Source organism: Pseudomonas sp. dw_612, assembly GCF_018449725.1.
Taxonomy (GTDB): Bacteria; Pseudomonadota; Gammaproteobacteria; order Pseudomonadales; family Pseudomonadaceae; genus Aquipseudomonas.
Window position 1 is genome coordinate 1 of the sequence record NZ_JAAVVC010000022.1, and the last position, 14,163, is coordinate 14,163.

The window sequence follows — 14,163 nt, forward strand, 5'->3', positions numbered from 1 at the left end:
TGGCCCTACCGTTGAGGCGAACCGATGGACGTTTTCCAAACCATGCGTGTCTTCATCGCCGTCGCCCAAAGCGGCAGCTTCACGGCAGCCGCCGACCTGCTGGACACCACCACAACCAACGTCTCCAAAGCGGTTTCCAGCCTCGAAGCCAGGTTGCAAACACGCCTGATCAACCGCACCACTCGACGCCTGGCGCTGACCGAAGCCGGCCTGCGCTATTTGCAGCGCTGCGAGAAGATTCTGGATGAAGTCCGTGAGGCCGATGAAGAGGCTGGCACCGCGCAGGTCATGCCGGTGGGCCGGCTGAAGATTCATGCGATGGCCGCCATCGGCAATCATTACGTGATCGATGCCATCGCCCAATATCGCGAAACGCATCCCTCGGTCATGTTCGATTTGACCCTGACCAATCGGCTGCCGGATTTGCTGGAGGAGGGCTATGACATGTCGATTGTGCTGGCGCGGGATTTACCCGATTCAGGCTTTGTCGCGCAGCGCCTCGGCATCACCTACAGCATCCTGTGCGCGTCGCCCGCGTACCTGAAGAAACGCGGCAGTCCCGATTCGCCGGGTGCGCTGGCTGCACATGATTGCCTGCGGATTGTTAACACGGTGATGCCGGTTGAAAACTGGGCATTCGAGGGGCCGGAAGGCGCGGAGACGGTGACCGTTCCGTTGTCGCCGTTTCATGTCAACACGGCCGACGCCATGACGGTCGCCATATTGAGCGGGATGGGGATTGGTATTCAGCCGATTGCTTCGGCCGTCGAGGGCCTGAGAGCCGGCACGTTAATGCGCGTACTGCCCGAGTACCATCTGGAAGAGTTGAATTTGTTTGCGATCTACCCGTCACGCAAGTTCGTGGACGCGAAGATAAGAACCTGGGTGGAGTTTCTTAAGGATTACATTCCAGGCGTGTTGGCCGAACATGCAAAAGTTGTCAGTTCATCAAAGAAGCGATAGTGGCTGGCGCCGCAGGTATGGAGTGTCGACCCTCCATCGTCTGCACGGTCCTCAACCGTTTGAACAGCCAGTGCCCATGATTGAATACTCAAGGATGTGGCGTTGGCCCTGGGAGTCTTCGTAGGTCATTTGGGTCGGCACCGGACCACATTTGTCGGCGGTATCCGAGATCGAAATGATCTTCTGGATATCGAGTTTCATGCCGTAGCTGTAGCTCTCAACCGGGGTGTTGCCGGGCGCGTCGTCTGCAAAGGCAGGGGTGCCGATACCGAGCAGGGCAAAAAGAATCGCAGCACTTGAAAGTTTCATGATGTTCACCGTCTCGTCCAAGGGTTAGTTGTTTACCTCGGGGAGCTGTTTGCTCACCGGGTAGAGACGATGCTAGGTGTTTGACCTGCCCCCAAACAGCGGAGTACTGGACAAACACTGTTGCCGGATTGCGCATGAATAGAACGGTTATGCCGTTTCCAGCTGACTCAGCAACCACTCACAGAAACTTCGCGCGTTGCTTTCACTGTCGCGATGGGTCAACAGCGCCCAGTTCGGGCCGCGAATGGTTTGCTCCACCAAGGGTTGCAACGAGCCATTGGCGCGGGCCGAACAACTCAATAATTCGCTGACTAACGCGATACCCAGTCCCGCACATGCGGCATCGAGCAACAGGCCGGGATCGGAGAAATTCAGCCCCTGACCCTGCTGGCCGACATCGATACCAGCCTCCACCGCCCAGTGGCTCCAATCCATTTCCCGCTCGCCGTGCAGGGTGGTTCGTTCTGTGGATGGCAGCGCCAACACGCTCGGATGACACGCCGGATAGAGGCGGTCGGCGTGCAGCACTTTGAAGCTGCATTCGGCCTGGGAACTGATGTCATCGCGCACTGCGACGTCGATGGTCTGGGTGGTCATGTCCGGCACTTCATCGGTGCTGTAGATCCACAGATCCACTTCCGGATGCTCGCGGCGAAAATCCCCCAGGCGCGGCAGCAGCCAGTGACGGGCGAACGCCGGCGTGGTGTTGAGCACCAGTTGATTGGGTTTCTGATACTGCCCGAGGCGGCGAATGCCGACCGCCAATTGTTGCAGCAGCGCTTGGGTGGTGCTGAGCAAATCGTGACCGGCATCGGTCAGGCTGACGCTGCGGCCGCTGCGAAAAAACAACGGCTGCTCAAGGTACGCCTCAAGACTGCGAATCTGCTGGCTGATGGCCGATTGGGTCAGGTGCAGCTCGGCGGCAGCCTTGTGAAAACTGCCCAGTCGCGCGGCGGCTTCAAAGCCGCGAAGGGTGCTGAGCGGGGGCCAGTGCTTGAGCATATTGATAAGTTCCTCTAATCACTTTTCTGCAAAATCCATCGTTTGTTCGCCCGATTTTACAGCCGTAGCATGCATGTCAAGCCCATCGAGGCAGTTTTCATTGAACACAATGACTTAACTAAAAGGTGTTTGTCATGCAGCAAGATAAAAATCAAAACAGTGGCTGGATGATGCCGGCGGAGTGGGTCAAGCACGCCGCGACCTGGATGGTCTGGCCACACAACCAGGCACTCTGGGAGTCGGGTTGGTGCGTCACCTTGCCGTTGGTGCAAGAGGATTTCGCGCGCGTGGCCAACGCGATTGCCCGGTTCGAACCGGTGAAAATGGTGGTTGATCCATCGGCTATCGCCAGCGCCAAAGCGCTGTGCGGGTCCAACATCGAATTGATCCCGCTGGCGGTGAACGACAGTTGGTGCCGCGACTCCGGCCCGAGCTTCGTTTGCCATCCGCAACAAGGCCTGGCCGGGGTGAGTTGGCGCTTTAATGCCTGGGGCGGCAAGTCGGCCCACAACTTGGACGAAAGCCTGGCGCGCCGTGCGCTCAATCACTTGGGCGTGCCGTGCTTTGGCACGCCGTTGAGCAACGAAGGCGGGGCGATTCATGTCGATGGCGAAGGCACGCTGATCACCACCGAATCGGTGTTGCTCAACGCCAATCGCAACCCGTACATCAGCAAATCCGAGATGGAAGCTATCTTCAGCCGACTGCTCGGTGTGAAGAAAACCATCTGGCTGCCGGGCGATCCGGATTACGTGACCGGTGACATGACCGATGGCCACGTCGATGGCGTCTGTGCCTTCGCCCGTCCTGGCGTGTTGCTGGTGGACGCGACCCACGACCAGCAGTCGGTGTACGCCGAAGTGGCCCGGGAAAACCGTCGCGCCCTGGAACTGGCCACCGATGCCCAAGGCCGTCAGTTCGAGCTGATCGAGTTGTACGAAGCCACCGAAGCGGTGGACACCGATGCCGAAGTGTTCTGCGCGTCCTACACCAATTTCTACATCGCCAATGGCGCGATCATCATGCCGGCCTACGGCATCGACGCTGACCACGCGGCGGCCGAAGTCCTGGCTCAAGCGTTCCCGGGCCGCGAAGTGGTGCCGGTGCGCATCAATCACCTCGCCCATGGCGGCGGCGGGGTGCATTGCATCACCCAGCAACAGCCTGCCTGGCCGGTGGAGGGTTGAGGCCATGACTTTGTTGACGATTGCCACCACCCAGATGCCGTGCACCTGGGACTTGCAGCACAACCTCGACCAAGCTGAGCAGTTGGTGCGCGAAGCGGCCGCGAAAGGCGCCCAGGTGATCCTGTTGCAGGAGCTGTTTGCCACGCCGTATTTCTGCATCGAACAGAGCCACAAGCACTTGGCCCTGGCCGAAGAGTATCGAGACAGTCACGTGCTCAAACGCTTTGCCGCATTGGCCAAGGAGTTGGGCGTGGTGCTGCCGCTGAGCTGGTTCGAAAAGGCCGGCAATGCGTACTTCAATTCTCTGAGCGTGGCCGATGCCGACGGACGCTTGCTGGGGGTGTACCGCAAGACCCACATCCCCAACGCCATCGGTTATCAGGAGAAGGAATATTTCAGCCCCGGCGATACCGGTTTCCGGGTCTGGGACACCGCGTTCGGGCGCATCGGCGTAGGTATTTGCTGGGATCAGTGGTTCCCCGAAACCGCGCGCTGCCTGGCATTGATGGGCGCCGAAGTGTTGCTGTTTCCCACCGCCATTGGCTCTGAACCGGGTTGCGCGGCGCTGGACTCTCGCGATCACTGGCAGATGACCATGCGCGGGCATGCGGCGGCCAATCTGTTGCCGGTGGTGGCGTCCAATCGCGTCGGCCGGGAAGTGGCGACCACCGATCCGAGCTTGCAGATGAGCTTCTATGGCTCGTCGTTTATCTGCAATCACAAGGGCAAATTGCTCGCCGAGGCCGACCGCGACAGCACCGGTGTGCGGGTGCACAGCCTGGACCTGTCCACCATGCGCGAAGAGCGCCTGAGCTGGGGCATCTACCGCGACCGCCGCCCGGACATGTATGGCGCGCTGTTAAGCCAGGACGGCCGTCATCTCCATTCTCGCTGGGCCACTCAAGGGGTTTGAACATGCGCATTGCCAACCAACTGCTGCTCGCGGCCCTGACACTGGCGGGTGCCACGCCATCGCTGCACGCCGAAGAGAAAACCCTGCGGCTGTACAACTGGGCGGACTATTTTGCCGAAGATACGTTGAGCCAATTCACCGCCGAAACCGGGATCAAAGTGATCTACGACGTCATGGATGGCAGTGAAACCCTCGAAGCCAAGATGCTCGCTGGCGGCAGTGGTTATGACCTGATCTTCCCCGGTGACACGGTGTCCGAACGCTTGATGCGTGCCGGCAGCCTGTTGCCGCTGGATCAGTCCAGACTCACCGCCGTGGGCGACATCGAGCCCGGTCTGCAGAAGCTGCGCAGCCATTACGAATATTCGAGCAAAGCCACCGTGCCCTACACCTGGGGCACCATCGGCCTGACTTACAACGCCGAGCAAATCAAACAACGGTTGCCGGATGCACCGGTCAACAGTCTCGACATGCTGTTCAAACCGGAACTGGCGAGCAAATTCGCGGACTGCGGTATCTCTATGATCGACTCGCCCGATGAAGTGCTGGCGGTGGTGCTCAACTACCTCGGCCGCGAGCCACGCAGTGCCAAGCCCGAAGACCTGGCCGCGGCGAGTGAACTGCTGATGAAATTGCGGCCGTACATTCGCAAGTTCCAGTCGCAACCGGTGACCGATCTGGTGAACGGCAACCTGTGCCTGTCCCTCGGTTACAGCGGTGACATGACCCAGGCGCAACGTACCTCGGACAGCGCTGGCAAGACCACTTCGTTCCAGTACCGCATTCCGCGCGAAGGCACGACGGTGTGGATGGACACCATGGCGATTCCGGTCGACGCCAAACATCCGGAGTACGCCTATGCGTTTATCAACTTCGTCATGCGCCCGGAGAACATGGCCGCCATCAGCAATTTCACCGGTTACCCAACGTCCAATGCCAAGGCGCGCCCGAGCGTCGATGCCGCAATGCGCAACAACCCGGATATTTACCTCGACGAGGCCACTTACGCGCGGTTGATTCCCGGTAAGGACATTCCCCAGGCCGATATGCGGGCGCGGATGCGCACCTGGACCAAGTTTAAAACGGCGACCGCGAAATGACTTCAGAAAGAGATCAGCACATGTCGACGCGTCGTGAGTTCATCAAGCAGGTTTCGGTGGTGGCCAGTCTGGGCGCTGCCGTGTCCATGGGCCTGACGCCGTCGCTCCTGCAAGCGGCCACGCCGGGCGTTTGGCACATGCCGGATGAGGGCGATAAACACGAGCGGGCCTTCATCGCGTTTGGCGCCCAACAGGCGATCTGGGAGGATTTCACTGCCGACGTGCAAGCGGCCATCGGCCTGATAGCGCGCACCATCGCCGGTTATGAACCGGTGACCGTGTTCTGTCGCCAGCGCGAGCGGGAGCTGGCCGAGGAGCACTGCGGCACCACCAATATCACCTACGTCATCACCGAACTCGACGACATCTGGATGCGCGATATCGGCGCCAATTTTGTCGTCGATGGGCAAGGCGAACTGGGCGCCGTGGACTTCAACTTCAACGGCTGGGGCAACAAACAACAGCATCGCCAGGATGCGAAACTGGCGGCCCTGATTGCCCACGATGCGGAGGCCGATTATCTGCGCAGCGAATTGGTGGGCGAGGGCGGGGCGATCGAAGTGGACGGTCATGGCACGGGGATCATGACCGAAAGCAGCTGGATCAACCGCAATCGCAACCCCGATTGGAGCAAGGCTGAAGTCGAACAAGAACTGATGGCCCGACTGGGCTTGCGCAAAATCATCTGGCTGCCGGGGATCAAGGGCAGGGACATCACCGATGCCCACGTTGATTTCTACGCGCGTTTCATCAAGCCGGGCGTGGTGATCGCCAATCTCGACAATGACCCGCAGTCATACGATTACAAGGTCACCCGTGCGCATTTGCAGATTCTGAAAAACGCCACGGACGCCGACGGCCGCAAGTTACAGGTGCACACCGTGTCGCCACCGCTGAACCCGCGCAAGAGCAAGCTCAACCGCAACAACCCGGACTTTGCGGCGGGCTACATCAATTACTTTGTGATTAACGGCGCCATCATTGCGCCCGAGTTTGGTGACAAAGCGGCGGACACCAAGGCTTTTGAACTGTTGTCCGCGCTCTATCCGGACCGTGAAGTGGTGCAACTCAACATCGACGCCGTCTCTGCCGGAGGCGGCGGAATTCACTGCGTGACCAGTCATCAACCGTTCGTCCAGTGACAAGTGGCTGTTTTAAAACAAATTAATAAGGGGTGGGGGCTTCCCAGACGACGGGAAAGTTGATAAATTCCCGCCCGCTCTTGCAGGGGCGTCGCCAAGCGGTAAGGCAGCAGGTTTTGATCCTGCCATGCGTTGGTTCAAATCCAGCCGCCCCTGCCATATTCCTGATAGAAAAGGGGACAGATCGATTGATCTGTCCCCTTTTTTTGTCCGCCGGCGAGGCTCAGCGCTGAGCGTGGTGCGCCAGCCAGGTCTCGACCACGCGACGATCCAGCTCTTCCCAATCCGCCATCCCCAACACCCGTGTGGTGTTCAAGCCGCGCAAATAACCGCGCAACTGATGCGCCGTGGCGCGCACGCGTTCCGAATCGGCTGCGTTTTCACCCAACACGGTTTCGTAATCGACCAGGTATTCCGCCACTCGATCACGGAACTCGGGCAGGACGGCATCGCGGATCAGGTCAAAAGTGCGCACGGGGAAATCCTTTTAGTTGTAGTCGGGCTGTCACGCAGTCTGCACGTGGCGCAACTATTGGTTCAAGCAATAGTGACAATCAAGAATCACAAGTTCTGCTTTGCCGGGTAAACGTCGAAAATCGCCTCCATCGAAAACGTTGCTCAAGGAACATGTGCGATGAAGACACTGAGCCAACTGGCTGTCATGACGCTGCTGCTAGCCGGTTGCGCCTCAGCGCCTAATGACCCGACGCTGACCCTGCAGACGAAAAAAACGCCTGCCGAATACGCTGATTGCATCGTGCCCAAACTTCAAGGCAACGCACTGGCCCCGACGGTCTCGCAAACCCAGCGCAGCTACCGGATCGTGGTGCCGAGCAAAGTCACGGCGAACAACGTGCTGGAAGCCTATAAGACACCGAGCGGCGGCAAGGTGTTTGTGTATGAACGCCACTTGCTGGCATCGAACTTCATGCCTTCGAGTTTCGAGCGCGCCGCGCAGGAATGCCTGTAACCGATCAACGTTTTTAACGATGCTCCTTTGGTTGGCCGCAACCAACCAATTTTTTGCCCCGCACCCCATTGGGTCGCGGGGCTTTTTTTGCGTGCAGGTTTTTTGCACCGCAGCAGTGAGTCCGCCTAGTTGAAGGTCGATGAATCAATCAGCCCTTTGGTTTCACCGACGATCCTCGCGGCGTCCCGTGCCGGCGGCAGGCCAAAGATCCGCGCGTAGTCTCGGCTGAACTGGGTCGCGCTTTCATAGCCGACCTCGAACGCCGCGCTGGTCACGCTTTTGGCACTGGCCACCATCAGCGATCGGGCCTGCAGCAATCGAACCCGTTTTTGATACTGCAACGGGCTCAACGTGGTGACGGCTTTGAAGTGCCGGTGGAACGCGGACACGCTCATCGCCGCTTTCTGGGCGAGGGCTTCAACCCGGATCGGTTCGGCGAAGTCGCGGCGGATCCGTTGAATGGCCAGGCTGACCCGTGCCATGGCGGTATCCGGCGCCGCGATTTCACGCAGCATCCAGCCATGGGGACCTTGCAGAACACGGTAGAGGATCTCCCGCTCGTAGGCCGGCGCCAGGGCCGCGATGGATTCAGGGTGATCCATCAGCCGTAGCATGCGCAGCCAGGCATCCATCAATTCAGGCGTGACGGCGGCCACCGAAAAACCGGCGTCGTGTTCGTAACGCCTGGCGGGCATCGGCACATCGGCCAGCAATGTCGCCAGGACCGTCGGGTCAAGTGTCAGGCTGACCGCGAGATAAGGCTCGCCCGAGGCCGCCGGGTGCACGGTGCCCACCGCCGGCAACTCGATGGACATGACAAAGTAAGTCGCCGGGTCATAGCGCAGCGTGCGGTCGCCGACGGTCATGGATTTGCTGCCCTGCAGGATCAGGTTGATCATCGGATCGTAAACAGCGGCCAGCAGGTGTTCAGGGATGGCGCCCTGGACCATGGCGACGCGCGGGATGCCCGTCTCGGTGCGGCGGTTTTCGGCCCGGGAAGCCAGGGCGCGAAGTTCATTCAGTGGGTTTGTCATAGGGATCATCTGAACTCAAGGTGATGCGCCCCGGCAAGCAAAAAGCAGAAACAGGCAGGATTCGGGCAGGAACGGCTGCGCTCGTGGCGATGGCGATGATTACTGTGGTGACTCATCCCAGCGACATTGGAGCAACGAATGAGCGTAATCGTCATCACCGGAGGCAGCCGTGGCATCGGCGCCAGCACCGCCGAACTCTGTGCCGAGCGCGGCATGGGTGTCATCCTGACCTACAAGAGCCATGCTGATTCAGCCGCCGCTGTCGTGCGGCGCATCCAGGCAGCGGGCGGCAAGGCTGTGGCGCTTGAGCTGGACGTCGCCGATGTGAGCGGTTTTTCCCGTTTCCGAGAAGCGGTGCGACAGACCTTGCAGGCCACCTGGGGCGTGGCAACGCTCGGCGGTCTGGTGAATAACGCGGGCCATGGCTTGTTCAATCCCCTTGAATCGGTCACCGAGGCGCAGTTTGACGGCTTGCTGAACGTTCACCTCAAAGGCCCGTTTTTCCTGACCCAGGCCTTGCTGCCGCTGATGGAAGAGGGCGCCAGCATCGTCAACCTGACCAGCGCCACGACCCGCGTGGCCACGGCGGGTGTCGCGCCTTATGCGGCGTTCAAGGGCGGACTCGATGTGTTGACCCGCTACATGGCCAAGGAATTTGGCCCTCGGCGCATCCGGGCCAATGCCGTGTCGCCGGGGGCGATTCGCACTGAGCTGGGCGGCGGTTTGAATGATGAATTCGAAGCACTGCTCGCCTCACAAACCGCCCTTGGCCGGGTGGGCGAACCGCAGGATGTGGCGCGCGTTATTGCCATGCTGTTGTCCGAAGAAGGACGCTGGATCAATGCCCAGACTGTTGAAGTCTCGGGCGGTTACATCATCTGACTCGCGAGGGTGCCCCATGCTTGATCATATTTTTATCTCAGTCAGCGACATTGATCGTTCGATCCGTTTCTACACGGCGGCGCTGACCCCGCTTGGCATTACCGCGCGGCTCGATTACGACGGCAAGGACGGTCCGCCGGGTCATCCCGACCTCAAGGGCTTCGGCGCCAATGGACGGGTGTTCTTCTGGCTGCGCGAAGGCGTGGTAGAAGGGCGCGCCGTGCATGTCGGCTTCGTGGCGAACAGCCAGGCCGAGGTCCGCGCCGCCTACACGGCCGCCATGGAAAACGGTGCCGTCGACAATGGTGCGCCGGGTGCGCGCCTGCATTACGACCCGAACTACTACGCCGGCAATGTCCTTGACCCGGACGGCTACAGCCTCGAATTCGTCTACAAAAACTGGCAGCACGCGCAATGAAAACACTGATGATCTACGGCGCGACGGGCTACACCGGTCGCATGGCGGCCGAGCATGCCAAGGCACAAGGATTGGCGGTTGTAATCGCGGGGCGCAATGCCGACAGACTGGCCGCTCTGGGCGCGCAACTCGATGTTCCTTACCGAGTATTCACCGCCGATGCGCAGGCAGCGGAATCCCTGGACGGCATCGATGTGCTGCTGAATGTCGCCGGGCCTTTCGCGAAGACGGCAGAGGCCCTGATGCAGGCCTGTATCAAAACGGGCGCCGACTACCTGGACATCACGGCCGAGATCAACGTCTATCGACTGGCGGAACGACTGGGCGCGCAGGCCGCCGAGGCGGGTGTGATGTTGCTGCCCGGGGTGGGCTGGGACGTGGTGCCGACCGACTGCCTGGCGATGCACGTCGCGCGCCGCGTGCAAAACCCGCAGTCATTGCGGGTGGCGTTGCAGGTGGCGGGCTCCATGTCCCGGGGATCGGCCCTGAGTGTCGGCGAAATCATCGGCGCGGGCCTCCTGGCGCGGGTCGATGGAGTGCTGGTTGCCACGCCCGAGGCGCAACCCCGGCACTTCGATTTTGGTGACGGCCCGGCACTCTGCGCGCCGCTGTCGTTCGGCGACCTGGTCACCGGTTGGCACTCGACCGGGATCGCCAATATCGCGATGTTCGTGCACATCACCGGCGATGCGTTTCCCGAAGGCGATTTGTCGCAACTGCCCGACGGCCCAAACAGCGAGCAACGCGAGGCGAATCCCGCCCGGGCGGTGGCTGAAGTCACCGGCGCTGACGGCAGCGTTGCGCGCTCGGTGATCGAGACCGTCAACGGTTACAGCTACACGCCAACGGCCGCCGTGGAAGCGGCGCGCCGGGTATTGGGCGGTGACCGGCGAGCGGGTTTTGAAACCCCTGGCCGTGTATTCGGAATGGGTTTCGCCGAGACGATTGCCGGGACGACCATCACCGATTTTTAGGGCGCTACGGGCGTCTTGAACCTGGCCGCATCCCGCGCCGGTGGCATCCCGAACAGGCGAGCGTATTCACGGCTGAATTGCGATGCGCTTTCATAGCCGACCGTGAAAGCGATGGACGCGGCATCGCGCGGTTCGAACAGCAGCAGCCAGCGCGCCCTGAGCAGGCGCAGACGCTTTTGATACTGGATGGGCGTCATGCCTGTGATGGTTTTGAAATGCCGATAAAACGCCGCGACGCTCATATCGGTCATCGCCGCCAGCGGCTCTACGCGAAAGGGCTCGGTGTAGTGCTCGCGGATCCATAGGGTCGCGCGGCGGATCTGCGCCAGTCGGCCGTCCGGGCGAGCGATTTCGCGCAGCATCCCCCCGAGCGGTCCTTGCAGGATGCGAAACAGAATCTCGCGCTCGATCATCGGTGCCAGCACCGCGGCTTCGTTGGGGCGATCCATCAGCCGCAGCATGCGCAGCCACGCGTCAATCAGTTCAGCCGGTGCCGTCACTGCCGCAAAGCGATTCGACGTGGGTTGCACGGTGGTCTTGATCTCATCCGCGAGCAGTGTGGCGATGACGTTCGGGTCCAGCGTCAGGCTGAGTGCCAGATAGGGCCGGCCGGGTCCGCTCGGGTAAATCTCACCGGTGGCGGGTACGTCCACGGGGACGAGAAAGTAGGTGAGCGGTCGGTATTGCAGCAACTGATCGCCGATGGACAACGTCTTGGAGCCTTGCAGCACCAGGTGCAGCATCGGCTGATAAACCTGGTTCGCACACGCCTCGGCCCGCACCATCGCCACACGCGCCAGTCCGGTGTCTGTCCACTTGTTTTGCGCGCGCATCACGATGCTGCGCAGTTCGTCCATTGCTTCACTCATAGGACTGAACATGGAGCAGTGCCGAGCGCAACGCAAGCCAAGTGATAAGAATAGGCAAGCATACGAGAAGAACCGGCAACCGTTTGCGCGCGAGTTGCCCGAATACTGGGGGCCACTCATCCATCATCTTCAAAGGTTATTTCATGAAACTCGAAGGCAAAATTGCAGTGGTTACCGGCGCGTCCAAAGGCATCGGTGCGGGGATCGCCAGAGCGTTCGGCGCGGCGGGCGCCACGGTGGTTGTGAACTATGCGTCCAGCGCAGTCGACGCCGAAGCGGTGGTTGCGCAGATCCGGGAGCAGGGCGGTCAAGCGGTCGCCATTCAGGCGGATATGAGCAAAGCAGTCGACGTGATGCGGTTGTTCGATACCGTCAGGAACGATTACGGGACGCTGGATATCCTGGTGAATAATGCCGGTGTCGCGGTGTTTCAAATGATCGAAGACCTCACCGAGGAAGCGTTCCATCAGCAATTCAACGTCAATGTGCTCGGGTATCTTTTGGCCGTTCGAGAGGCCGTCAAACTGTTTGGCCCGTCGGCCAGCATCATCAACATTAGTTCGATCCTCAGCACCGATCCCTATCTGGCCTCCAGCGTCTATTCGGCGACCAAAGGCGCGGTCGATACGCTGACCTTTGCGTTGGCCCGGGAGCTTGGCCCCCGGGGGATCAGGGTCAACTCGATCTTGCCCGGCCACACCAACACGCCCGCCACCGACGGTAACTTCGCCGGTGAGTTTGGCGAAAAACTGATAGCCGGCACACCGCTGGGCCGTTTTGGCGAACCCGAAGACATTGCACCGCTGGCCGTGTTCCTGGCGTCCGGGGATTCGCACTGGGTGACCGGAGAATCCATCAGGGCTGCGGGTGGCGTGCGCGGGGTCGGTTACTGAAAGCAAAAAAAGCGGCCCTGAATACCAGAGCCGCTTGGGACGATCAGGCAATGCGATAGCGAGAAGCCGGCGTACCGGTTTGCGTCGCGGCGAAGAGTGCCGAGCTGGCGGTGGCGTACTGGTCCCACAGGTGCTGATCCTCAACCGAAGGCCAAGTGATCGCTTCGCCGTTGTCCAGGCCGGCCAGTGCGGCGTCGACGCAATTTTCGGCGCTCATCACGGTGTCTTTTCCGAGGGCCGACAACGGCACGCCGGAGACGCCTTCGGTCCAGATTTCGGTGGCGGTCGAGGCCGGAAGCACGACCTGGAGTTTCACCTTCGAATCGGCTTTGGCCAGTTCGTCCTGAATGCCCCGGCTGAAGGCCAGCACATAGGCTTTGCTGCCGCTGTACACCGAACTGATTGCCCAGGACTGGACGGCCAACACGGACGCAACGTTGATGATGGTGCCTGCGTTGCGCGATACGAAGGCCGGCAACGCGGCCTGGGTCAGACGGGTCAGCGCGATGATGTTCAGCGACACCTGGGTCATGGAGTCATCGATGGACGAATCTGCCAACGGGCGCAACTTTGCGAGGCCGGCATTGTTGACCAGCAGTTGCACGCTGGCATCGCTGCTCAAGACCTCTTCCACTTTGGCGACATCCGCCTCTTTCTCAAGATCCGCGACCAGGCTCTGGACGCTGACGCCATACGTGCGGGTCAGTTTTTCGGCCAACGCTGCCAGGCGATCGCCCCGGCGCGCCACCAACACCAGGTCATAACCCCGTGCGGCCAAGCGGTCGGCGTACACGGCGCCGAGGCCTGAGGAAGCACCCGTTACAACGGCGGTTTTTTTCGATGCAGTCATGATCTTGCCTCTTTAGGTTTAGTGCTCAAGCTAATAGTTGAGGCCGCAAGTGTAAGATCGAATGACGGGGACTTGTCAATAGTGTTGTGCTCAACCATCATCTCGCCATGAACAAAATTTCTGGCAATTCCACAGCAACAGACGACGCACCTCAGGACCACATCGAAGCGAAAAACGCCTTCGAGGTCCTGGTGTGTACCAATACCGCCCTCAGGCTGGCGGCGCGCCGCTTGGGAAATCTGTTCGACGAAGCCCTGGCGCCCGTAGGGTTGAAGGCGACGCAGGTTTCTCTCTTGATGGAAACAACACGGATGGCGGTCGCCAACGGGGGAAGGGCGCCGACCTTGCAGGACTTGGCGGCAAAACTGGCGATCCAGATTTCGGCCCTGACCCACGCCCTTAAACCTCTCCTGCGCGACGGTCTGGTCGAGCTCCAGGCCGACGAACAGGACCGGCGGACCAAGCGCGCCGTCCTGACCCCGGCAGGCACCGCGCTTCTACAGGAGGCGCTCGTGTGCTGGAGCACGGCTAATCAGCGTGTCGAAGAAGTCTTGGGGGCCGAAGCGGCAGCGTCACTGCGGGCCGTTGCCGATTACGTGGCCTCGGATGAGTTTCTTTCTGCCTACATGGGGAACTGAAGGGCGACCAACTGAACCT

17 protein-coding genes and 1 tRNA gene are annotated in these 14,163 nt (G+C 60.6%); 12 read left to right on the forward strand and 6 right to left on the reverse strand.

Annotated features, from left to right (window positions below):
* The first annotated feature begins 24 nt into the window (after positions 1-24).
* A complete protein-coding gene (locus HB680_RS26105; protein ID WP_213941292.1) occupies positions 25-963 on the forward strand; it encodes a LysR family transcriptional regulator in 939 nt (312 codons plus the stop codon).
* A 51-nt stretch (positions 964-1,014) separates the two neighbouring features.
* Here the strand turns inward: HB680_RS26105 and HB680_RS26110 are convergent, their stop codons facing one another.
* Positions 1,015-1,272: a DUF2790 domain-containing protein gene (locus HB680_RS26110; protein WP_213941293.1), complete on the reverse strand. Its 258-nt coding sequence runs from the start codon at positions 1,270-1,272 to the stop codon at positions 1,015-1,017.
* 147 nt (positions 1,273-1,419) lie between these two features.
* Positions 1,420-2,274, reverse strand: coding sequence for a LysR family transcriptional regulator (locus tag HB680_RS26115; RefSeq protein WP_213941294.1), 855 nt, complete (start codon positions 2,272-2,274; stop codon positions 1,420-1,422).
* A gap of 134 nt (positions 2,275-2,408) precedes the next feature.
* Here HB680_RS26115 and HB680_RS26120 point away from each other — a divergent pair, with 134 nt between their 5' ends.
* The 5 genes from HB680_RS26120 (at position 2,409) to HB680_RS26140 (ending at position 6,775) form a co-directional block, all read left to right on the forward strand.
* A complete protein-coding gene (locus HB680_RS26120) occupies positions 2,409-3,461 on the forward strand; it encodes an agmatine deiminase family protein (protein WP_213941295.1) in 1,053 nt (350 codons plus the stop codon).
* 4 nt (positions 3,462-3,465) lie between these two features.
* Positions 3,466-4,374: an N-carbamoylputrescine amidase gene (gene aguB, locus HB680_RS26125; protein ID WP_213941296.1), complete on the forward strand. Its 909-nt coding sequence runs from the start codon at positions 3,466-3,468 to the stop codon at positions 4,372-4,374.
* 2 nt (positions 4,375-4,376) lie between these two features.
* Positions 4,377-5,474: an extracellular solute-binding protein gene (locus tag HB680_RS26130; protein WP_213941297.1), complete on the forward strand. Its 1,098-nt coding sequence runs from the start codon at positions 4,377-4,379 to the stop codon at positions 5,472-5,474.
* A 20-nt stretch (positions 5,475-5,494) separates the two neighbouring features.
* Positions 5,495-6,616, forward strand: coding sequence for an agmatine deiminase family protein (locus HB680_RS26135; RefSeq protein WP_213941298.1), 1,122 nt, complete (start codon positions 5,495-5,497; stop codon positions 6,614-6,616).
* Positions 6,617-6,700: 84 nt separating this feature from the next.
* A tRNA-Gln gene (locus HB680_RS26140) sits at positions 6,701-6,775 on the forward strand.
* Between the two features lie 64 nt (positions 6,776-6,839).
* Here HB680_RS26140 and HB680_RS26145 read toward each other — a convergent pair.
* Entirely contained in the window at positions 6,840-7,091 is a 252-nt protein-coding gene (locus HB680_RS26145) for a hypothetical protein (RefSeq protein WP_213941299.1), read from the reverse strand.
* 159 nt (positions 7,092-7,250) lie between these two features.
* Here HB680_RS26145 and HB680_RS26150 point away from each other — a divergent pair, with 159 nt between their 5' ends.
* Positions 7,251-7,586 carry a hypothetical protein gene (locus HB680_RS26150; protein WP_213941300.1) on the forward strand — a complete coding sequence of 112 codons (336 nt, stop codon included), beginning with the start codon at positions 7,251-7,253 and terminating at the stop codon, positions 7,584-7,586.
* A gap of 125 nt (positions 7,587-7,711) precedes the next feature.
* Here HB680_RS26150 and HB680_RS26155 read toward each other — a convergent pair whose 3' ends face one another.
* Positions 7,712-8,620, reverse strand: a complete 909-nt coding sequence (locus HB680_RS26155) for an AraC family transcriptional regulator (RefSeq protein ID WP_213941301.1) — start codon at positions 8,618-8,620, stop codon at positions 7,712-7,714.
* 138 nt (positions 8,621-8,758) lie between these two features.
* Between HB680_RS26155 and HB680_RS26160 the strand changes: the two genes are divergently transcribed.
* Genes HB680_RS26160 through HB680_RS26170 form a run of 3 tightly spaced genes read left to right on the forward strand, consistent with a single transcriptional unit; the run spans position 8,759 to position 10,894 of the window.
* Entirely contained in the window at positions 8,759-9,502 is a 744-nt protein-coding gene (locus HB680_RS26160) for an SDR family oxidoreductase (protein ID WP_213941302.1), read from the forward strand.
* Positions 9,503-9,518: 16 nt separating this feature from the next.
* Entirely contained in the window at positions 9,519-9,920 is a 402-nt protein-coding gene (locus HB680_RS26165) for a VOC family protein (RefSeq protein WP_213941303.1), read from the forward strand.
* On the forward strand, positions 9,917-10,894 hold the full coding sequence (locus HB680_RS26170; RefSeq protein WP_213941304.1) for a saccharopine dehydrogenase NADP-binding domain-containing protein: 978 nt from the start codon (positions 9,917-9,919) through the stop codon (positions 10,892-10,894). Before HB680_RS26165 ends, HB680_RS26170 begins: the two co-directional genes overlap by 4 nt.
* Here the strand turns inward: HB680_RS26170 and HB680_RS26175 are convergent.
* Positions 10,891-11,763 carry an AraC family transcriptional regulator gene (locus HB680_RS26175; protein ID WP_213941305.1) on the reverse strand — a complete coding sequence of 291 codons (873 nt, stop codon included), beginning with the start codon at positions 11,761-11,763 and terminating at the stop codon, positions 10,891-10,893. The genes HB680_RS26170 and HB680_RS26175 overlap by 4 nt on opposite strands.
* Before the next feature lie 143 nt (positions 11,764-11,906).
* Here HB680_RS26175 and HB680_RS26180 point away from each other — a divergent pair, with 143 nt between their 5' ends.
* Positions 11,907-12,656, forward strand: a complete 750-nt coding sequence (locus HB680_RS26180; protein ID WP_213941306.1) for a glucose 1-dehydrogenase — start codon at positions 11,907-11,909, stop codon at positions 12,654-12,656.
* Positions 12,657-12,699: 43 nt separating this feature from the next.
* Here HB680_RS26180 and HB680_RS26185 read toward each other — a convergent pair whose 3' ends face one another.
* The gene (locus HB680_RS26185; protein WP_213941307.1) at positions 12,700-13,506 is read right to left on the reverse strand and encodes an SDR family NAD(P)-dependent oxidoreductase; all 807 of its coding nucleotides are present in this window, start codon (positions 13,504-13,506) and stop codon (positions 12,700-12,702) included.
* Positions 13,507-13,613: 107 nt separating this feature from the next.
* Here HB680_RS26185 and HB680_RS26190 point away from each other — a divergent pair, with 107 nt between their 5' ends.
* Entirely contained in the window at positions 13,614-14,144 is a 531-nt protein-coding gene (locus tag HB680_RS26190) for a MarR family transcriptional regulator (protein WP_213941308.1), read from the forward strand.
* Positions 14,145-14,163 lie beyond the last annotated feature (19 nt).